Annotated in this window: 18 protein-coding genes; 15 read left to right on the top strand and 3 right to left on the bottom strand. The window is 55.0% G+C overall.

Annotation, left to right across the window (positions count from 1 at the left end):
• The 7 genes from OLTU_RS13840 (at window position 1) to OLTU_RS13810 (ending at window position 9,244) form a co-directional block, all read left to right on the top strand.
• Window positions 1-1,518, top strand: a complete 1,518-nt coding sequence (locus tag OLTU_RS13840) for a sugar ABC transporter ATP-binding protein (RefSeq protein ID WP_141733355.1) — start codon at window positions 1-3, stop codon at window positions 1,516-1,518.
• Window positions 1,519-1,520: 2 nt separating this feature from the next.
• Window positions 1,521-2,522, top strand: a complete 1,002-nt coding sequence (mglC, locus tag OLTU_RS13835; protein ID WP_141736791.1) for a galactose/methyl galactoside ABC transporter permease MglC — start codon at window positions 1,521-1,523, stop codon at window positions 2,520-2,522.
• A 180-nt stretch (window positions 2,523-2,702) separates the two neighbouring features.
• Window positions 2,703-4,346, top strand: a complete 1,644-nt coding sequence (locus OLTU_RS13830; protein ID WP_141733354.1) for a GIY-YIG nuclease family protein — start codon at window positions 2,703-2,705, stop codon at window positions 4,344-4,346.
• Between the two features lie 10 nt (window positions 4,347-4,356).
• Window positions 4,357-6,696 carry an ATP-dependent DNA helicase gene (locus OLTU_RS13825; protein WP_141733353.1) on the top strand — a complete coding sequence of 780 codons (2,340 nt, stop codon included), beginning with the start codon at window positions 4,357-4,359 and terminating at the stop codon, window positions 6,694-6,696.
• Window positions 6,697-6,767: 71 nt separating this feature from the next.
• Entirely contained in the window at window positions 6,768-7,268 is a 501-nt protein-coding gene (locus OLTU_RS13820) for a MarR family winged helix-turn-helix transcriptional regulator (RefSeq protein ID WP_218110031.1), read from the top strand.
• On the top strand, window positions 7,243-9,027 hold the full coding sequence (locus OLTU_RS13815; protein ID WP_218110030.1) for a chloride channel protein: 1,785 nt from the start codon (window positions 7,243-7,245) through the stop codon (window positions 9,025-9,027). Before OLTU_RS13820 ends, OLTU_RS13815 begins: the two co-directional genes overlap by 26 nt.
• Window positions 9,011-9,244 carry a hypothetical protein gene (locus OLTU_RS13810; RefSeq protein WP_141733352.1) on the top strand — a complete coding sequence of 78 codons (234 nt, stop codon included), beginning with the start codon at window positions 9,011-9,013 and terminating at the stop codon, window positions 9,242-9,244. Before OLTU_RS13815 ends, OLTU_RS13810 begins: the two co-directional genes overlap by 17 nt.
• A gap of 869 nt (window positions 9,245-10,113) precedes the next feature.
• Here the strand turns inward: OLTU_RS13810 and OLTU_RS13805 are convergent.
• The gene (locus OLTU_RS13805; RefSeq protein ID WP_141733351.1) at window positions 10,114-10,584 is read right to left on the bottom strand and encodes a hypothetical protein; all 471 of its coding nucleotides are present in this window, start codon (window positions 10,582-10,584) and stop codon (window positions 10,114-10,116) included.
• A 296-nt stretch (window positions 10,585-10,880) separates the two neighbouring features.
• Between OLTU_RS13805 and OLTU_RS32335 the strand changes: the two genes are divergently transcribed.
• Window positions 10,881-11,138 (top strand): hypothetical protein, encoded by a 258-nt coding sequence (locus OLTU_RS32335; RefSeq protein ID WP_218110029.1) that lies wholly within the window; start codon window positions 10,881-10,883, stop codon window positions 11,136-11,138.
• On the opposite strand, the gene OLTU_RS33190 is transcribed toward OLTU_RS32335, so the two are convergent.
• Window positions 11,097-11,279 carry a transposase gene (locus OLTU_RS33190; protein ID WP_369696382.1) on the bottom strand — a complete coding sequence of 61 codons (183 nt, stop codon included), beginning with the start codon at window positions 11,277-11,279 and terminating at the stop codon, window positions 11,097-11,099. The two genes, OLTU_RS32335 and OLTU_RS33190, sit on opposite strands and share 42 nt — an antisense overlap.
• A 602-nt stretch (window positions 11,280-11,881) precedes the next feature.
• Between OLTU_RS33190 and OLTU_RS13795 the strand changes: the two genes are divergently transcribed.
• Together OLTU_RS13795 and OLTU_RS13790 are read left to right on the top strand one after the other, a co-directional pair.
• Complete coding sequence (locus OLTU_RS13795; RefSeq protein WP_141733349.1) at window positions 11,882-12,148, top strand: type II toxin-antitoxin system Phd/YefM family antitoxin; 267 nt, start codon at window positions 11,882-11,884, stop codon at window positions 12,146-12,148.
• Window positions 12,126-12,575 (top strand): type II toxin-antitoxin system VapC family toxin, encoded by a 450-nt coding sequence (locus tag OLTU_RS13790; protein ID WP_176736609.1) that lies wholly within the window; start codon window positions 12,126-12,128, stop codon window positions 12,573-12,575. Before OLTU_RS13795 ends, OLTU_RS13790 begins: the two co-directional genes overlap by 23 nt.
• Before the next feature lie 140 nt (window positions 12,576-12,715).
• Here the strand turns inward: OLTU_RS13790 and OLTU_RS13785 are convergent, their stop codons facing one another.
• Window positions 12,716-13,597, bottom strand: a complete 882-nt coding sequence (locus OLTU_RS13785) for a GNAT family N-acetyltransferase (RefSeq protein ID WP_141733347.1) — start codon at window positions 13,595-13,597, stop codon at window positions 12,716-12,718.
• Between the two features lie 188 nt (window positions 13,598-13,785).
• Between OLTU_RS13785 and OLTU_RS13780 the strand changes: the two genes are divergently transcribed.
• The 5 genes from OLTU_RS13780 (at window position 13,786) to OLTU_RS13760 (ending at window position 20,136) form a co-directional block, all read left to right on the top strand.
• Window positions 13,786-14,397 (top strand): DUF4142 domain-containing protein, encoded by a 612-nt coding sequence (locus OLTU_RS13780; RefSeq protein WP_176736608.1) that lies wholly within the window; start codon window positions 13,786-13,788, stop codon window positions 14,395-14,397.
• An 89-nt stretch (window positions 14,398-14,486) separates the two neighbouring features.
• On the top strand, window positions 14,487-16,790 hold the full coding sequence (locus OLTU_RS13775) for a nitric-oxide reductase large subunit (protein WP_141733345.1): 2,304 nt from the start codon (window positions 14,487-14,489) through the stop codon (window positions 16,788-16,790).
• A 90-nt stretch (window positions 16,791-16,880) separates the two neighbouring features.
• Window positions 16,881-17,879 carry an LLM class flavin-dependent oxidoreductase gene (locus OLTU_RS13770; protein ID WP_141733344.1) on the top strand — a complete coding sequence of 333 codons (999 nt, stop codon included), beginning with the start codon at window positions 16,881-16,883 and terminating at the stop codon, window positions 17,877-17,879.
• A gap of 172 nt (window positions 17,880-18,051) precedes the next feature.
• Window positions 18,052-19,248, top strand: coding sequence for an extracellular solute-binding protein (locus OLTU_RS13765; RefSeq protein WP_218110028.1), 1,197 nt, complete (start codon window positions 18,052-18,054; stop codon window positions 19,246-19,248).
• 39 nt (window positions 19,249-19,287) lie between these two features.
• Window positions 19,288-20,136, top strand: a complete 849-nt coding sequence (locus OLTU_RS13760; RefSeq protein ID WP_141733342.1) for a hypothetical protein — start codon at window positions 19,288-19,290, stop codon at window positions 20,134-20,136.
• Window positions 20,137-20,512 lie beyond the last annotated feature (376 nt).

Here is a 20,512-nt window from a genome sequence, read left to right as displayed (position 1 = left end):
ATGAGTGGATATGTTTTGGAAATGAAGGGCATCACCAAGGTTTTTCCCGGGGTGAAAAGCCTGGATGATGTGACATTGAGTGTGCGGCCCGGCAGCGTGCATGCGCTGATGGGAGAAAATGGGGCTGGCAAGTCCACTCTGATGAAGTGCCTCTTCGGTCTTTACCAGCCGGATCGCGGGACTATCGTACTGGACGGCCACCCGGTGGTGCTGAAGGAACCGAAAAACGCCCTGGACCTGGGCGTTTCCATGATCCATCAGGAATTGCATCCTATTCCGGATCGGAGCGTCATGGAAAATGTCTGGCTCGGGCGTTTTCCCCTCAAAAAGCTGGGACCCCTTTCCTGGGTTTCCGACGCGGACATGTATGAGGCCACGGCCAAACTCTTCCGTGACCTGGATATGGATATTGATCCGCGCGTGCGGATCGGCGCGCTGTCGGTCTCCAAAATTCAGCTCATTGAAATTGCCAAGGCCGTGTCCTATCAGTCCAAGGTCATCATCATGGACGAACCCACGTCCTCGCTCACAGGACCCGAGGCGGAGCGGCTCTTTGCGATCATCAAGGATCTGAAAAAGCGCGGGGTCGCGGTCATCTATATTTCGCACAAGATGGAGGAAATCCTGCGCATCTCCGATGAGGTCACCATCCTGCGCGATGGCCGCAAGGTCGGGACCTGGCCGGCCGCGGAGCTGACCATCGATAAGATGATTACCAGCATGGTGGGCCGGACTCTGGATCAGCGTTTTCCTCCCAAGGTGAATGCCCCGGCTGATGTTTTTTTCGAAGTTCAGAATCTCAGTTCGCCCCCGGCCGGGCGCCTGCAGGATGTCTCGTTTGCCGTAAAGAAAGGCGAAATCCTTGGGATCGGCGGGCTGGTGGGCTCGCAGCGGACGGAGCTATTGGAAACGATCTTCGGCCTCAGGCCGAAAGCCACCGGACAATATCTCTGTCGCGGCCGCGAGATTTTTATCCATTCGCCGCAGGATGCCATCGCTCATGGCCTGGCGCTGCTGACTGAGGAGCGCCGGGTGACCGGCATTTTCCCCGTCTGGTCGGTGCTGGAAAATACGGTGATTGCGCATCAGCGGAGCTACCGGGGGCCTCTTGGTCTGATTCGGGAAGCGCGGCGCATTGAGGATACGGAACGCAGCATCAAGGACCTGCGCATCAAGACCCCGTCGCGGGCCGCAGCGATTAAAAATCTTTCGGGTGGCAATCAGCAGAAGGTGCTTCTGGCCCGCTGGCTCCTGACGAAGCCCGAGCTTTTGCTGCTCGATGAGCCGACCCGCGGCATTGATGTGGGAGCCAAGGCGGAAATCTATGGCATGATCATGGAACTCGCCAAACAAGGCAAGAGTGTGATTGTAATTTCCTCGGAAATGGCCGAGCTGATCGGTCTATCCGATCGCATCCTCGTGATGTGTGAAGGCCGCGTGGCGGGCATCATCCCGGGTCACGAGGCGACTGAAGAAAAAATCCTGCGACTGGCGACACAATTCAAGGAACCTGGTTGATGATGAACACGTTTCAAAAAAGAGTGCTGAGCTTTCTGATCGATAACGCCATCTATGTGGTGCTGGCGCTGCTGGTGGCCGGCATTTCCATTCAGGACCCGAATTTTCTTTCCTTCGGCAGCTTGCGCAACATTCTGCTGAGTTCATCAACCAAGCTCATCCTTGCTCTCGGCAGCGCCATGGTGCTGATCAGCGGCGGCGTGGATCTTTCCGCAGGTCGTGTGGTGGGTCTCGCGGCTGTACTGGCGGCCTCACTGCTGCAGATTCAGGACTATCCGCGGCGCTTTTATCCCGAATTGGAGCAATGGCCCCTTTTGGTGCCCATTCTTCTGGCTGTGATCATCGGGGCGGGGATTGGGGCCCTCAATGGTCTGGCCGTCGCCCGTCTGAGAATCCCGCCTTTTATTGCCACCCTGGGCAGCATGGTGATCGTCTATGGCGTGAACCTGATTTACTTTGATCAGGAGCCCAACAACTCGCAGCCGATCGGCGGCCTGCGGCCCGATTTTACGGAACTCGGTTCGGGCTCCTTCCTGACTATGCCCATTATCGTGATCATCGCCGCGCTGGTTCTGGGCTGGGCCTGGATTCTGTTCAATAAAACCCTGACCGGCAAGAGCATGTATGCGATCGGCGGCAACCGCGAGGCGGCGCGCGTGTCCGGTATCAATGTGAACGGCACCCTGGTTCGGATCTATGCCATGGCCAGCGGGCTTGCGGCTCTTGCAGGTGTGCTGGAAGCGGCGCGCTCCGGTGGAGCCAAGAGCAACTATGGTGAGATGTATGAACTCGATGCCATTGCCGCCTGCGTCGTCGGTGGTGTCTCGACCAGTGGCGGCATCGGCACGGTGCCGGGTGTCCTGGCCGGTGTGCTGATCTTTTCTGTGATCAATTATGGTCTGACCTTTATCGGCATGAACCCCAACCTTCAGTTTATTGTGAAGGGACTCATCATTATCACGGCCGTTGCCATCGACGTTCGCAAGTACTGGCAAAGGAGCTAGAAGGGCTCGCCCCGAGGCCCCTTGCGGGGCTGTGGCCTTGGTCGCCAAGAGAAGGCTCCTCCCGCCGCCACGGCCCTCTCCTCCCGCCGCCGCTTGCGGGGTCGTGGTCTTTAACGCCCATATGGCAGCTTGCCTCCCCCTCCCAAAACAGGCGAATCTAAGCTTTTGGTGGGAGGCTCCGTGCCCTTTTCTACGCAGAAATTCATTCTCTTTGATGTTCAAACCACGGGCACCAATCCCGAGACCAGCGATATTATTGAAGCCGGTTGGGGTGTCTATCAAGCCTCCGCGGATCCTATGACCGTGGACTGGCAGGTGCGCCTCGTGGAGCTGAGGGAATCCGGGGCCCTGAGCCGGCGCATTCAAAAACTGACCGGCCTGGCCGCGAGCACCTGGGAGGCGGAGCCGGCGATATCCTATGAAGCCCTGAGTGCGGAACTCAGCGCCTTTCTGCGCGAGCATGAAGGTCTGCCGATCCTCGTGCATTATGCCCGCTTCAAGCGCCCATTTCTTTTCAAAGCCCTCGCGGATGCCGGGCTGAAGGAATCCGATGCACTCTGGACGAGCATCCACGAACGCATGGCCTGCACCTATGATCTGGCCCGCAGGATGATGCCGCATTTGAAATCCTATAGTCTGCGGGCTGTCGCAGGCTATGCGGGTTATTCGCTCGGGGACAAGAAACGGTCGCGGGATCACCTGATCGCCACCGCTTACATCTGGAAATACATGGTCGAGGAAGGCTCGCAGGCGGAGAAGCCGGCCACGACTCTGCCTTTAAAGGATCCAGCGATTCGGCAAAAGCGTCTGGCTCTGCCCGATGCGCCCGGGGTTTACTATTTCCTGGATCAGGCGGAACGCATACTTTATGTCGGCAAGGCGAGCAGTTTGAAGCATCGCCTGAATTCCTATTTCCGTGGGCAAAAAACCAAGGGCAGTCGTCTCAATGAAATGCTGACGCGAGCCGTGGATTTTCAGTATCGGGTGGTGAGCACCGAGCTGGAGGCTCTGTTTCTGGAGAGTGATGAGATCAAACGCATCGATCCTCCTTACAATCGCCTCTTGAAAACCGATGAACGGCGCGTGCACAGTTTTCGTTTGAATGACTGGCTTCTGCCATCCGAAATGGAACGCCCACTTTGGGGCTGGCAACCTTGGGGGCCGTTTCTATCGATATGGAATTTTCAGTGGCTGCTTTCCCTCTCAGGGGCCGCCATGAAACCGGAAGCCCAGCCGACCAAACGCTGGGTGGATGCTTTCTTCACGGCTGATCTCTGGGATGAGGCCAAACTCTTAATCTTCGGCAACAGGCAGCCCGATTGGGAAGCCTGGCGTCTTTGGGCCCAGAACCTTTGGGAAGCCTCGCGAGAGGAGCAGGAAAGCGAGGATCTGGAGGAAGAGGATGATGCGGAAGAGGACGCGCTGGAGGAAGCGGAAGAGGCCACCCCGGAACAGGCGGCGGCTCTTATGCAGAGTACAATGCTGCATGCCCTTCGGCAGAGGCATAGAGCGCGCTGGCTTCTGCGTCTGATGGAATGTGAAATTCTCTGGCAGTTTCGTGATGAGGCGTCGCCGTTTTATCGCCTGAGCATGCGGAATGGTGTGCCTTCGATGCTGACATCGAAGGATGAACCCGCAGTGCCTGAAAACTGGCGCAAGAGCCGCGAGGAACGGCTTCAGAGTGTCGATCTTCCGATGCATGACCGCCTGACGATACTTTACAGCGAGCTGCGCAAAGGTCTGCGGCGCGGGGATCAGATTCGGATATGTATCCGGCCCGGTCTCGTGTTCAATCAGGATGAGTTGAGCGCCTGGCTCCTCTAACAGGATCACTATGAGTCGACTCCCCATCGGTGTGCGTGAATTTGCTGTGCCCTTGCGCAGAGAAGGCAGTCTGACGTCCGGATCCGGCCCGGGCCTTCTGCCCCTGGATTTCGGTCAGGAGATTCACGTGCAGATTCAGGGACGTCTGCGGGAGGCGGATGCTCAATACCAGGCGGAGTATCCCTTGCATCACTCCTTTAAGGAAGGGTCGGTGCATCTGCATATCCGCGGACGCTGTGATGGTTTTTTTAATCATGAAACGCCGCTGCTTGAGGAGATTAAATCCACCCATCGCCTGGAGTCCCTGCAAAAGGAACTCAAGGAGGCGCATGAGCATCCTTATCTGCTGCAGATCCAGATCTACGGTTATTTTCATTGGCTGAAAAGTGGCCAGGTGCCGGAGCTGAGACTCCGGCTGGTCTGCATGCAAAGCCTGCGGGAGGAGCTGCTGCCGGTCCCTTTCGATGCCGATCACATGCAGGCCTGGGTCAAGGCGCGCGGTGAACAGATCGTGGCCGAATACAAGCGTTTGCGCAGCATTCAGAAAAATCGGCAGAAGCTGGCGCGGAAAATTTTCTTTCCCTTTCGCGAGCCCCGTGCCTCCCAGTTGCAGTTGATGGAAGGCGTCAAAAGCGCTTTGGAAAACGATCAGCATCTTCTGCTCCAGGCGCCCACAGGACTCGGCAAGACCGCAGGTGTGCTGGTCCCGGCTCTGACCTTTGCCCTGGAGCGCGGCGCGCCTGTGGTCTATATCGCGCCGAAAAACAGTCAATTTCAGGCGGCCATTGATCTCGTCAGCATCTTTCAACAGCAGCGTATGGGTCTTAAGGTTCTGGTCCTGACCTCCAGGGCCAAGGCGTGCCGGCAGACTGAAGTCAACTGCCATGAAAGTCTTTGTCCTTTCGCGAAGGATTATCACAGCAAGGTGGAAGCCCATGCGCTGGCGCCGCGGGATAAAAAGAAAAATCTTTGGGACCGCCGCTACTTTCAAAAGCTCAGCCAGAGTTTTGAGATCTGCCCTTATGAAATATCCATGGAACGCATTCGCGAAGCCGACCTTGTGATCTGTGATTACAACTATATCTTTTCCCCTTACGCCAACTTCCTGAGCCGCTATGGGGATCCGATTCTTCCCCTACCCGATCCCGTGCTCGTCATCGACGAGGCGCACAATCTTCATGAGCGTGTGCGTGATGCTTACTCCGTGGAAATTCGTCTCTCGACCCTCCAGCATCCTGCGCTGCCACCGGCTCTGGTTCGCAAGGCTACGGCACTTTTCGCAGCTGTGCGCCCGGTGCAGAGTGAGTCCCTTATCGAGATCGATGGCAAGGCTGTGAAAAATCTACTGGCGGAAAGTTTGAAAGGCATGGTGGAACGCTGGGGGGAGCATGGTCTGCCGACGGCCGAGGATCCTCTGTTTGAATTCCACATGGCTCTCACCGCACTGGATCAAATGCTGGAACAGCCGCGGGATGCGGTGCCGATTCTTTATAAACAGGAAGGCGGTGACACCATCATCAAGGCCCTGTGCCTCGATCCGTCCGGTTTCATCCGCCCCATGCTGGATCATTTCAGTGGGGTCATCGCGTTCTCTGCGACCTTGAAACCATTTGCCTTCTATCGCGACATCTGCGGTTTTGATGCCGAGGAAACCGTCTGTGTGGAATTGAGTTCGCCGTTTCCGCGTGAGCACAAAAAGATTCTGATCATCCCCCAGGTGCAAACCAGCCTGCGGGAACGCGAACGGCATTACGCACGCATCGCTCAGATCATTCAAAAGGTGGTGGCCGTCAAACCCGGGCCGAGTCTGGTCTTTTTTTCAAGCTATGGTTTTCTGCGGCGGGTTCAGACTGAGCTGAAGGCCCTGGAACCGGACTGGACTCTTTTCACCCAGAACAATGCCATGGGAACCGAAGCCCTGCATGAGCTTTGGCAAGTCCTGCGGGATCATCAGGGTGTGCTTCTGATCCTGGCCGTGCAAGGCGGTTCACTGGCGGAGGGAATCGACTTCAAAGGACGCGGCATTCACAACGTCTTCATCGTCGGGCCAGCCCTGCCCACGGCGAATTTCGAACGGCATCTGATGCAGGATTACCTGGAGAAAAAATACCGCCGAGGCCGCCCCTATACCTACACCTACCCCGCCATGACGCGCTCCATACAGGCCGCCGGCCGCATCGTCCGCGATGCCGGAGAGCGCGGTGTCATCGTGCTCATGGATCCGCGGTTTCTGGAGACGGATTATCAGGAGACCATGCCGACCGACTGGTTCCACGCCAGTGCGAGGGAGCTGGTGTCCAATCAAATCATTCATGACGTACACATGTTCTGGAAGGCTGCGAAAGACTGAAAAATAGGACTTGAAACCTGGTCCATCTGCCACAATATTGCTTGGGCACCCAAATAATTGTGGAGGGGACCATGACTCACCATTCCGGCTTATCCGTTCTGAATTCAGTACGCCGCATAGTTCAGGCCCTCCGCATTTCCTCACGTCATTCTGAATCCCAGCTGGGGCTCAGCAGCGCCCAACTTTTTGTTCTGCAGAAATTATCCGAGTCGAAGACCGCCGTTTCCATGTCCGAACTTGCCGCCATGACCTTGACCCACATCAGCTCGGTCTCCGTTGTGGTTTCGCGTCTTGCGGACAACGGCCTCGTGATCAAAAAGCCATCGCCCCAGGATGGTCGCAGGATGGAAGTCCAGGTGAGTGAAAAAGGTCGCGACCTTTTACGCATCCAGCCGCGAACGGCTCAGGAAGAATTGATTGCCGCTGTGGAACGGCTGCCCGAAGGGGAGCGCGATCAGCTGGCCAGGCTGCTCCATCGTCTGGTGGAAGAAGCCGGATTTTCAGGCACCGAGAGTGCCATGTTTTTTGAAGAGGGAGACAGGAATAGTGAAGAACGTGACAACCCGAGGTGATTTTGCTGTCAATCGACGGCTGGTGATCCTTATTCTCCTTGCGATCCCCATCGGAGCCATGAGCAGCGTTCTGGGCTGGCTTCTACTTCGCCTTATCGGCCTAGTCACCAATCTTTTCTTCTTCCACACCTGGAGTTTTGAGACGCGAAGCCCCGCTCTGACTTATGGTGCGTGGACCATCCTCGTCCCGGTGGTCGGTGGGCTCATCATTGGCCTCATGGCGCGTTATGGATCCGAGCGCATTCGCGGCCATGGAATCCCGGAAGCTCTGGAGGCGATACTTTTCGGCAAGAGCATTATGAAGCCCAAGGTCGCCATCCTCAAACCTTTGTCATCAGCCATTTCCATTGGTTCTGGTGGTCCTTTCGGTGCGGAAGGTCCCATTATCATGACGGGAGGAGCCTTTGGATCCATTCTCGGCCAGATTTTTTCCCTGACCTCGGCGGAGCGAAAAACCCTGCTTGTCGCCGGGGCCTCGGCGGGCATGACCGTCATTTTTGGAACGCCCATGGCTGCTGTTCTCCTGGCGGTTGAACTCCTGCTCTTTGAATGGCGCCCGCGCAGTCTCATCCCTGTGGCCACGGCCTGTCTTGTGGCTTCGGCTCTGCGTCCCTGGGTGATGGACGACCCTCTGCCTTTATTCCCGCTCCCGCCCCTCACAATGCTGACCACGAGTGAACTGGCGGCCGCTGTCCCCGTAGGCATCGCCGCGGGTTTGGTATCGTGGATGCTGAGTACGGTCCTTTATCGATTGGAGGATGCGTTTCATAGCCTGCCCTTTCACTGGAGCTGGTGGCCCGCTCTCGGCGGTCTGGTGGTGGGCATTGGCGGCTACTTCGAGCCGCGGGTTCTGGGTGTTGGTTATGAAGTGATCGAAAGTTTTTTGCGCGGTGAGGGAACCCCTGCCACCGCTGCAACCTTTCTTGGAATCAAGGCGCTGGTCTGGGCGGTGGCGCTCGCATCCGGCACCTCAGGTGGGGTCCTGGCTCCGCTCCTCATGATGGGCGCCGGCATGGGTGTCGTCTGCGCGCCCTTGCTGCCAGGACCCGCATCCCTGTGGCCCTTGGTCGGCATGACCGGAATCATGGGGGGCATGATGCGCTCGCCTTTAACGGCTGTGGTGTTTGCTCTTGAGCTGACGGAGAGTATTCATGCTCTGCCCATACTTTTGGTGGCCAGCTTCAGTGCCTATGGTTTTACCGTTCTGGTGATGAAGCGTTCCATCCTGACGGAAAAAGTGGCTCGCCGTGGCTTTGACCTTTTCCGTGAATACACCGTGGATCCCTTGGAGCAATTGCGCGCCAAGGACGTGATGACCCGTGATCCCGAAACGGTTTCGGCGCTAAGTTCACTGAAGCAACTCAGCGCCATGTTCCGTGAAAGTCACCGCAAGCATCGGGGCTATCCCATCGTCGATGACACCGGGCAGCTTTGCGGAATTGTCACCGCCTCGGATCTTCTCAATATTCAGCCCGAGGATTGGGAAGACAAGGCCACGGATCTCGCGCCGAAACGGAGTCTGATCGTCGCCTTTCCCGATGAATCCTGCAAGACGGTCGCCGAAAGGATGTCCGTTGAAGGAGTCGGTCGCGTGATGGTGGTGGATACGAAGGATGCGGGAAAACTGCTGGGTATCATCACGCGGAGTGATCTGCTCAAAGCCCGCCATCGCCACATTACGGAAGAGCAGAGTCGGGAGTCGGTTTTCAAACGCAAAGCAAAGGAGGCCCTGCGTAGGAAGCATGAGAAAAAAACTTGAAAACCTGGGCCAGACTATCAAAGCCTGGCTGCATCAGGAAAACGCCAGCAGAACCCGCCAGTTCTTTCAGATCAGCGCCCTGATCGTCGGTGGCATCATTGCCATGCTGCTCGGGGCGATCGTGGTCGGCATCATTCTGATTGCGAGCCCTTTTCTGACTGTTTTGATTCTGCTGTTTCTGGCCATCTACGGCATCGTCGCGGCTTTGAAAAGTTGAATGGCGCGGGAGCAAGTTGGTGGTGCAACCGAAGGGTGATTTCGAAGTTCCTTCCTCTGAGGATTTCACCTCCGTTGCGGTCGGCTATCGATTAGTGTACTCAGAGAGGGCCGTTGCCCACATGGCGGTGATTTTGATTGGGCGATTTAGTCCGCTTCCTGGAAGAAGGATCTTTCTTCCGGAAAATTTTTGCGTCACTGCAACAGCCAAGTGCGTTCACTTCTTCTTGATTGTGCCATATACCAAGATCGAAATTCTTCAAGAGCATCCTCTTGCCGTAAACTGCAATCCCACCCATCGTTTTTGCAAATTCTGATGAGGTTTATTAGCTGGTTTTCGCAATCCTTTTCGAGGAAGATCACGTCTGTCTTTTCTTTGCTGTCATCTTTGTAAAATGTCGCCGTAGTTTCAGCGACAAATGAATTGGCTTCAACGTAATAGGAAGCTTTATCTGGAATACACTCCCAGTAGTCATCCTTTGAGATAGAAGAAATATACTTAACTCCGATTTGAGGAAGATGATTGAGCGATATTTTTCGCTACAAAGTTATCCTGAATGCATCTTTCAACCTTATTAGTTGGGGAGCAAGATCAGCTTCGACGGAAACGTGTCAGTAAAAAAACCTTCAAAAGGCTGTCCAGTTGCCATAAAATCTCCACGTCCATGTATTAGTATCAAGCCTACATGAGAAACTTTGCTGCTATCTGATCATATTAAAGGCGTTTCGTGGAAGAATCGACTATCTTTCAGGATTAAAGGCCTATCCCAAAACCTTGTCAGCCAATACTGAGAGGAGTTAGAAATGGAGCTCGCGACGCACAAGTGCGCTATCGTAGCGAATGAAGTATCGCAAGGTTTGGGAAGGTCCTTATGGAAGCCGCTGCCCCTCACAAAATTTTTCTGTGCACTCGACCGTACACTTGTCTTCGATACATTTGAACTCTGGATCCGGAAGCTTGTGGCAGGTACCAATAACGGGACTCACGTATTTTCCTATTTCCCGCTCCAGCCCAGCGTATTTCTCCTTCAGGACAGCCACTTCTGGGAAGCGTACTGATTCACTTGAAAAGACTTCAAAATATGTTGGATTGCAACCGCTACTTCCTACCCAAACCAGCCTACAACTCTCATTGGAAGAGCAGGAGTTATCTTGAGAGATCAATTTCAACTCTGATCTGATGGCTGTCATTTCAACCGAAAGTCTTTGGGTTTCCACTTCAGCTTCTGCCCTTATCTTGGCTTCAGCGTCCTTTTCTGGGTCGCCTGAAACTTCTTCATCATTAAAACTGCAGCTGAACAAAGCTATGGACCAAAGCAAGATAAGGATTTTGCAGTGCATTTATCCGCTTCCTAAATAAGATATTTACGGGCATCCCTGATGGCCTCTCCTTTATCGGCAAACGTGTAATCTATGATCTGGAGTTATTCCGGTTTAGTGTATTCAAACGTATACCAAGGCTAATTTAGAAACAATTAGGTAGTAAAATTAATTACTTATGATACATCCAAAACTCCTGAATACCTGAGGGCTATGATTGCGAAAGACAACTGCCTCACGCGAGCCCATGTCTTCTTTTGGTCGTAACCTTTGTCCGCATGAAAATGCTGTCGTCGTCGAACCTTTGTTCTTGGACGATGGAGTGGTATCGAATCGATTGTCCTGAACGTCAGTATGCTGTCATGGATATTAGCCGCAGAAAGAGCAAAGCCAATAGGCACGCCATTGCCTTTTTCCCTTCCAAGCGGAGCCTTTATATTCGTGGCATCGATGGATTGATGATTCCATTTGATGCCCCTCAGATCTTCATATTCTTCCAAAGCCAGCACCCAGAGTTTGGAAAAGATACCCTGTCAGACCCACTTCTGAAAATATCGGTGGACAGTGCTGCTTGAGCCAAAACAAGGAGGCATGGCATTCCACTGGCAACCGGTTCTGAGTTTGTAGAATATACCATCAGCGATTCGGCGAAGTCTGCGGATGGGTGGTCTTCCGCCTTTAGGACTAACTACAACCGTTGGGACAAGAGACTCCATACGAGTCCAAAGCTCGTCAGGCATATGATACTTCTTCATGTTAAGCGCCATCCTTGACTGCACGTGAATAAGCTTCAATTCAAACCTTAAGATGCGACAGCCCAGGCTCAAAAGTGGCCACGTGATTGGGATCGGGAATGGTTAAGAAAGCTTTACTGAACTTTGGCCAGCTGAAATTTCAGAATCCTGACGCTATTCTTCGGTAATGGCATAGGGTCATTTCCTCGAGGTATAGCCATAAGTTGTGGATGAGTTTGAAGGAAGGCAAATAGGCCGTAAGCGCCTCAGCATCCCACGGTTAGACAGCCCTCCCGCCTGATCGTTCCTGCTTCTATCACCCGCAGCTGGTGATCTAAAAACAGAACATTCCCCAGGAATGCACGCTGAAATAAGCATCTGAAATCATTAGGAATCGTTCGTCTGATCGAAAAACCCCAGCATATTGCTGAAATTTGAGCTGAGTGTGGTCGTTTTTTAACCATAAAATGGCCTATTTAAATTTAGGCTGTTAAAAAACTAGATAATTTAAAAAATGACTAAATTTATTTTGACTTTTACCGATAAAGACCATAATCTAGCTAAGCTAAAGATGGGGGGTGCCAATGAGTGATGTAATCAAGAAGCCGCTAGGCGAAGCAAAAAATGAATTCAGTGAACTCGTGAAGCTTGTGGAATGCGAAGGAGTTGAAATCGTGATCATGCGGCACGGAAAAGCGTGTGCGCGACTCATTCCGGTCGAAAAGCAGGAAAAACCTAAGCTGGCTGGATTCATGCGGGACTTGGTGTCGTATCCCGCTGGAGCTGATCTTGAGCTGAACGATGATGCCTGGGGAGAAATTGAAGCCGATGGCGAAAAAATCAGGAAATAAAGCGCTGCTGCTGGATACGCATATTCTCCTGTGGCTTTCGCAAGGTGATCCGCGGCTTACGGAGTCAGCACAGAGCGAGATCGAAAAGGCAAGCCGCCGCAGGGAGATTTGTCTCAGCGTCATCACCTTATGGGAAATAGGATACCTCGTCGGGAAAGAGAGGATAAAGCTGTCGGTGGAACTTCCAACTTTTTGGGATCAAGCCCTGACACGTCTGAGAGCCGCCCAGCTTGATATCACTGCTAGCGATGTTATTGCTTATCATTCCTTGCCCGTCGATTTTCACAACGACCCTGGTGATCGATTCCTGGTTGCACAGGCACGGACCAGAGGCCTTCGAATGATGACAGCAGACGGGAGGATTCTGGCCATACGGGACCAGTTGGAACCAGCATATGTGGTTGCCGTTTCAGCTCAAAGCCTCTGATTTGTGCGAATACCAGAGCAACGTTGCATTGATTTTCGTGTGACAATGTTCGTTGTGCACGATCTTATTCTGCAACTTCCCTTCATGTTTGTCACCGAAACGAAGGTTAATCCCACAATCAAAAAGGAGGCCCTGGGATGTCAGGAGATCAGGTCCCGCATCATTTCCAACTGAACCAGCTGCTCCGCAAAACCCACCGTTTTCAGAAAGTCCAAAGTCTCCACGGCCCGTGCATCAATATTCACCCATGAGTAAGTCTTCTGCCCGGGGCTGCGTGCGATCAGCTCACGCAGAAGGCGCGAGCCCAGGCCCTGCCGTCGTCTGTCGCTCCGAACCCACAGTTGTGCGATGCCGCCGCGTCCGGCACTGATCACACCATAGCCAAGGCATGTTCCGCGTTCCAGACAGGCCACCAGCCGAAACAGATCCGGACGGCGCTTGATCGTGTTCCATGAATTCTGCCAGGACGGTGCGAAGGCCTGCTCGGCATCGGCGAGGCAGGCGTCTTCCAAAAGTGCGATCTGTTCCTTGGCGACATCCACCACGGACACATCCATGTCGGCCGCCTCCAGCTGCGCCGGGCCTCTCAGCATCAGACAGTCCAGGCGCCGGATCGTGCGAAAACCCAGGCTTTCATAAAGTTTGATCGCCTTCTCATTGCTGGTGATCACCTCCAGAAGATAGCTCTCAAAACCCTGCGCCTCCAGGACAGAAAAGCAGCTCTCCATGATGGCCCGGCTTATGCCCCGGCCTCGCCAGGCGGGAATTACACCCGTTCCGGCATCGTAAGCGGTGCGTTTGCCTTGCCATTGATCCTGCCCATTCAGTGTGAAACCCACCAGCCGATGGCCCGCAAAGGCTCCCATGCTGAGCCCATAATCCACGGCCCGCAGTTCATTGACTTCCTTGAAGGCGGGCAGGGGCATGCGAATATCCACAATATAATCGGAAAAAGCGTCCAGAAAGCCCTGATGGATTTCATGAATCGGCGTCGATTCCAGCGTGCGATACTCCAGACTCATCTGAACTCCATTCTGATATGGTTGACTTGCCCAGTGCAGGTCCCGGCCTACAATGCAGACGTAAACATGCAACAGGTTCCCGCGGCCTGCAAGGCGGAACCAAGGCCCTGCCTCGAAAGGATGCGTGGCACAGCTTTTGTAAAAGAAAGCCCTCGTTTCGATATTACTTACTCATAAAGGAATACCTCATGAACCGGACCACCTTGGGAAAAGCCTTGATCCTCAGCGGCTTCATTACAGGAGCTTCGGCAGCCTTTGCGCAAGGCACGATGCCGGAAACCTCACCGAGCGCATCCAACCTGGCGACCAAACCCGGCCAGAATCCCGGTCAAACACCGGTGCAACAGCTCTCGGATTCCCAGATCACCACCGTCCTCATGGTGGCCAATAACGCCGAAATTCGCCAAGGAAAATCGGCCCAAAAAACCGCAAAAACCAAGGACGTGGTGGACTTCGCCAAACAGATGGTCACCGACCACAGCAAGTCCCTGGAAGAGGTGCAGCAGTTGAATGCCAGCATGAAAGTCAAGGAACAGTCGAGCGCTCTGCGGGATCAATTGGAAGCGGCAGCCAAAAGTAGCGACAGTCGCCTGAAAGGGAAAAAAGGCGCTGACTTTGAAAAGGCCTATATCAATGAGCAGGTCACCATGCATCAGACGGTGCTGGATACCATTGATACCCAGCTCGTCCCCAACGCCAAGGCCGAGGAACTGAAAACACTGCTCACAAAAACGCGCAGCACCGTCGCCGCGCACCTGCATCATGCCCAGGAACTGCAAAATTCCAAGGCGGCCATGTAAACAAGGGGTCTCCCCCTTTTTTACCAGGCTCGGCCTTGGTTTGTATATTGCAACCCAGGCTGAACGATTCAGCCTGGTGAGGGGAGATTATGCAAGGAACACGCGCGTTATGGATCAGTTTAGCGGCCGTCATCATTCTGTCTTTTGCCGTCCTCGGCTACTACGGTTATGAGATCTATCGTCAGGCGCCACCCGTGCCGGAGCAGGTGGTGACCGCCAGCGGCCAGGTGGTACTGACCGGCGATGATATTCGGAGAGGCCAAGAGGTCTGGCAATCCACAGGTGGCCAGGAGCTTGGTTCCATCTGGGGGCATGGTTCCTATCATGCTCCGGATTGGTCCGCGGACTGGCTGCATCGGGAGGCGGTTTTTATTTTGAATCATTGGGCGCAGGCGTCCTTCGGGGGAGTCAGCTTCGATGCGCTCAAGCCCGATGACAAGGTTCTGCTGAATGAACGCCTGAAGCGTGAACTGCGGACCAACACCTACAATCCGGAAACCGGAGCCATCACCATCTCGGACGATCGCAGGGCGGCTTTGCAGGCCAACTCCGAGTATTATTCCCGTATTTTTACCGGCGACCCGTCGATGGCTCAGCTGCGCGAAGCCTATGCGATGAAAGAGGCCACTATCCTGCAACCGGACCGCATGGCCGCGCTGAATGCCTTCTTTTTCTGGACGTCATGGGCTGCCGTCACCCAGCGTCCCGATCATACGATTACCTACACCAACAATTGGCCCGCCGATAAGCTGGTCGGCAATGAACCGGCGGCCTCGCTTCTGCTTTGGACCGGTTTCAGCGTGATCCTTCTGCTGGCCGGCATCGGGGCACTTTCCGCTTATTATGCCAGCCACAACAATGAAACCATCGATCCGGCGAAACTGCCCAAGCAGGACCCCCTGATGGCCCTCTCCCCCACCCCTTCCATGCAGGCCACCTTAAAATATTTCTGGGTCGTGATCGCGATGATCGTGGTGCAGATTGTTCTCGGTATTGTCACAGCGCATTACGGTGTGGAAGGCACCGCACTTTACGGAATTCCCCTGGCCGAAATTCTTCCCTATTCCGTGACCCGCACCTGGCATTTGCAGCTGGGCATTTTCTGGATTGCCTCCTCATGGCTGGCCACGGGGCTTTTTGTAGCGCCTGCGGTTTCCGGTCATGAACCCAAGGGGCAAAAGTTGGGCGTCAACTTCCTCTTTCTCTGTCTTCTCATCATCGTGGTGGGATCGCTGGCCGGTCAATGGTTCGGTGTCATGCAGAAAATGGATCATGCCACCAACTTCTGGCTAGGCCATCAGGGTTACGAATATGTGGACCTCGGCCGCTTCTGGCAAATCTTTCTCTCGGTTGGCCTTTTCCTTTGGCTCTTCCTCATGTCACGTGCGATCTGGCCCGCCTTCCGTCAGGACAAGGAAGGCCGGCATCTTCTGGCCCTCTTTCTGATTTCATCGGCAGCCATTGCCCTCTTTTATCTGGCCGGTCTGATGTGGGGCCGCCACAGCAATCTCGCTGTGATTGAATACTGGCGCTGGTGGGTCGTGCATCTATGGGTCGAAGGCTTCTTTGAAGTCTTTGCCACCGTCGTGATCGCCTTTCTCTTTGTGCGGATGAATCTGCTCGGGGTGCGGATGGCCACGCAGACTGTTCTGTTTTCGACCATTATTTTCCTGGCCGGCGGCATCCTCGGAACCTTTCATCACCTTTATTTTTCCGGCACACCGACCGCCGTGCTGGCGATCGGAGCTACATTCAGCGCGCTGGAAGTCGTGCCTCTGGTGCTCATTGGCTTCGAAGCCTGGCATAACCTGCGCCTCGGTCGGGCGGCACCCTGGGTGCGAGCCTATCGCTGGCCCATCTATTGTTTCATCTCGGTCGCCTTCTGGAACCTGGTGGGCGCCGGCATTTTCGGATTCCTGATCAATCCACCGATCGCGCTTTATTACATGCAAGGTTTGAATACCACCGCGGTGCATGGCCACTCGGCTCTTTTCGGAGTGTACGGCATGCTCGGCATTGGCTTGATGCTCTTCGTCCTCAAGGGCCTCGCCGGTCGCCAAATCTGGAAAAACGGGCTGATCAAATATTCGCTCTGGTCGATCAATATCGGACTGGGCCTCATGGTTCTGCTCAGTCCGCTGCCCATTGGATTTCTGCAGACCCTGGCGGCCTTCGACCAAGGCTACTGGTATGCCCGCTCCGCTGAGTTCATGCAGGCTCCTCTGCTCGATACGCTGCGCTGGTTGCGGGTGATCGGGGATACCATTTTTGCGATTGGCATTCTCGGGCTGGCCATCTTTGTGGTCGGATTGAAAACCGGCTGGTCCACGGAACGCGGCATGTCCGATCTGCCCAGGGAATCCGGAGGGGTGATACGGCCCACGCACGCCTGAGCGGATTTGGGGCTTCAAAAATTTGCGCTGATTAGCGTAAACTCCAGCCCAGGACCGATGGCCTGAGCCCATCAGAAAGGGCGGAATGACATGAGTTTGAAAACACCTTTTTCCGTGCTGGATCTCGCCATGTATGCGGAAGGTAAAACGATCGCCGATGCCTTCGCTGCAACACGGGATCTGGCGCAGCATGCAGAAAAGTGGGGCTACTCCCGTTATTGGCTGGCCGAACATCACAATCTCGAGGGCATAGCCAGCTCAGCCACGGCTGTGCTCATCGGCTTTGTCGCCGCGCATACGCAAACCATTCGCGTCGGTTCCGGTGGCATCATGCTGCCCAATCACGCGCCTTTGATGGTCGCCGAGCAGTTCGGAACGCTGGAGACGCTTTATCCTGGACGCATTGATCTTGGACTCGGCCGTGCGCCTGGAACGGATCAGACCACCATGCGGGCGTTACGCAAGGAGGCCGCAGCGTTTCCCGTGGATTTCGCCGATCTGATCGAGGAGCTGCTCTTTTATTTCGCACCGGCGCAGCCCGGACAAAGAGTGAAGGCCATTCCCGGTGCCGGCCTGGAAATTCCGCTTTGGATCCTCGGCTCCAGTCATTACAGTGCGCGACTGGCGGCTGCACTCGGCCGTCCGTATGCCTTTGCGGGGCACTTCGCCCCCCAGGAAATGATTCCAGCGATCCGTTTGTATCAAGCGGAATTTCGTCCGTCCCGTTATCTTAAGAAGCCCAAAGTGATGGTCGGCGTGGCTGCGGTCGCCGCGGATACCGATGAGCGGGCTCATTATCTGGCCACGAGTCTTTATCGAAGACTTTTGAGTCTGATCCGTGGCAACCTCAAACCTTCGCCGCCACCCGTGGAAAGCATGCAGGGCCTTTGGACGCCACAGGAGGAGCAGGCGGTCCGGCAGATGACATCCACCATGGTGATCGGTGGTCCCCGAAAAGTTGCTGAAGGATTGCAGCAATTGATCGCGCGCACGGGGGCCGACGAACTCATCATCACGTCTGACCTCTACGCGCATGAGGATCGATTGCGCTCGTTCGAGCTACTGTCGCAACTGATCCAGCCGGACTAGGACGCAATAAGGGTGAAAGGCTCAGGCCCGACAAGGCCTCAGGACGCAGGCATTACGGCCGCTCTGGAGCCTTCAAGCGTTGACATCAAATGCAGGACTTTCTATGATGAAACGCTCATGGTGGGGGTTTGTCATGCGACCATTTTTCCATGTCTTCATTTTCCTACTCCTCATGAAGCCCTTGCACGGGGCTGATCGTGTGACCCTGAGCCTGTGGGAGCAGGACCCGCCTTCTGTGGGTCAGGAAATTGACAAATGGATCACCGTCTTTCAAAAAAATAATCCCAAAATCCGCATCATCCGCCAACATTATGAGAATGAGACGCTGCGAACCAAATTCCTGCGTTCGGCGGCCACGGGTGATGGCGCTGATATCGTCTATGGTCCCAATGATGTTGCGGGTGTTTTTTCACGAGCCGGCGTCGTTCAACCCGTCGAAGCCTTCCTGGGAAAAATGAAATTCACCGAAACATCCTTGCGCATGACCGCGGTGGACGGCAAAACCTGGGGCATGCCTTTGAGTGAAGGCGCGCATTTGCTGCTCTACTATCGCAAATCCCAGGTCAAGAAACCCCCGCAAACGACCAAGGAACTTATTGAATTGGCCCAGGCTTATCAGGATCCCAAAGCCAGGCGCTATGGACTGGCGTTTTATATGACCGAACCCTTCTGGTTCATTCCGTTCATGGGAGGCTTCGGCGGCTGGCCCCTGGTCGAGAAAAAAGAGACCTATGAAGTCACGATCAACACCGACGCCACCCGCAAGGGTCTGCAGTATCTGATCGATCTCCGCGACAAATGGAAAATCACGCCTTCGGAATGTGACTTCGATTGTGCGAAAAGTCTTTTCCTTTCCAAGCGCGCGCTCTTTCATATCAGTGGCGATTGGGAATTGAACAACCTTCATGACAGAATCGGCGACGATCTTGCCATCGCGCCCTTGCCCGTTCTCAGCGAAACAGGGCAGCGTTTGACGCCCATGATGGGCGGCCGTTTTCTTTACATCAATGCCACAGCCAAAGGCCCACGTTTGGAGGCCATTCGCAAATTTATGGAATTTCTGGCTTCCGCGACGATCCAAAAAAGAATCGCGCAGCAGCTCGCGAGCATTCCAGCCACCGTGGAAGCCCGACAGGATCCGGCTCTCAAGACTCTTCCCCTGCTGAAGCAAAGCATGGAAGCGGCTCACTTCGCGCGCCCCATGCCCCCGCAGGTGGAAATGCGAGCCGCCTGGGATGGCATGCGTATCATGATCCAAAGAGCACTGGCTGGCACAGAATCCGTTGACGAAGCAGCAAAAACAGGGCAAAAAGCGGCGGATGAAGCGCTGGCCGCCCTGCGGGTCCCCAGCTCTCAAGCCAAAAAATAAATGACCGATCCAACCTGTGGGCCCCGTAATGGAGTATTCATGAATTTAACCAAATCCTATGTCATCCTCCTGCTTGTGTTGAGCTGCTTCAGCGAACGCATGCGGGCTCAGGAATCCAGCGAGGTGGAACAGGGCGATCCGCGCGTGGTGCAGCAGGATACGGTGATTCCAACCGAATCCAATGCCGCGGGTCAGCCACTGGGTGAACATATGCAGAATGCGCAGGAGATTCCGGGTCAGCCTCAGGAAGACCTGCAGCAGCCCGGTCAACCGCGCCCGATGCCAGGGCAGCCCCTGCCGCAGGAACTGCCACCCGACCAGCCCCCCATGCGCGGCCAGGGTCAACCATTACCCGATGGTCAGCCTTTGCCTCAGGGACAGCTGCCGCCTCAGGATCAACCCGGCATGCAGGATCAGCCTTCGCAGGGACAGCCTCCTCCCCGCAAGCCCAAGGTTTTTCCGCGTAAAACTTCGGTGCCAAAACCGACTCCCGTGCCGACACCGGCTTTCACACCTGCGCCGCCACCGCCGCCTCCACCCGAACCGGAGCCTGTGGCACCAAGAAAGCCTGCAGGTCCAAAAACCGTGCAGCAGAAAATCTATGAAGCGGACATGCAGACGCGCTGGAGCGCTGCGGCCGATGAAATTGCCCAATTGAGGTCTCAGGTCAGCAAGCTGGAAGGCAAAAAGCAGAAGGCGTTCCGTGAATCCCTGCGGACAGCCTCGGGCAATCGTTCCATCGCCCGAACCAAACTGAATCAGCTGGTGGCCGGGTCCAGTGCCGATTGGGATAAGCGCAAGACTTTGGTGGAGCGGGCGTTTAATGACCTCGATAATTCCATCAAGCGGGCCCGGGCGCATTTGGCGGAAGTCGAATCATCAGATTGATTCGGCGCCTCTCGCCTCCACGCGTCGTCTTCCTCAATGGAACCATGCCCCGTCATCTCCCTCGATGGAACCATGCCCCGTCATCTCCCTCGATGGAACCATGCCCCGTCATCTCCCTCGATGGAACCATGCCCCGTCATCTCCCTCGATGGAATCCACTATTGACGGTCGTATAAAGAAAGAGACAAGGCGGGAGAGAGGCGAGCAGCGGAGTTGGCTTCAGGCCAATGAGTAGCGCAGGCGACCGACCAACGCAGCATCTTTCTTTATACGACCGTCAATAGCGTTCGTTGTAATAGGACTGATCCTTCCAGCCAAGCTGCAGCGATTCCACATGCAGCCAGGCCACCTCAGTCCTTTCATTCTGCCCCGCAGG

Source organism: Oligoflexus tunisiensis (assembly GCF_001748245.1).
Lineage (GTDB): Bacteria > Bdellovibrionota_B > Oligoflexia > Oligoflexales > Oligoflexaceae > Oligoflexus > Oligoflexus tunisiensis.
Note: the sequence above shows the minus strand (reverse complement) of the source record. Positions and strands in the feature narration are given on the sequence as shown.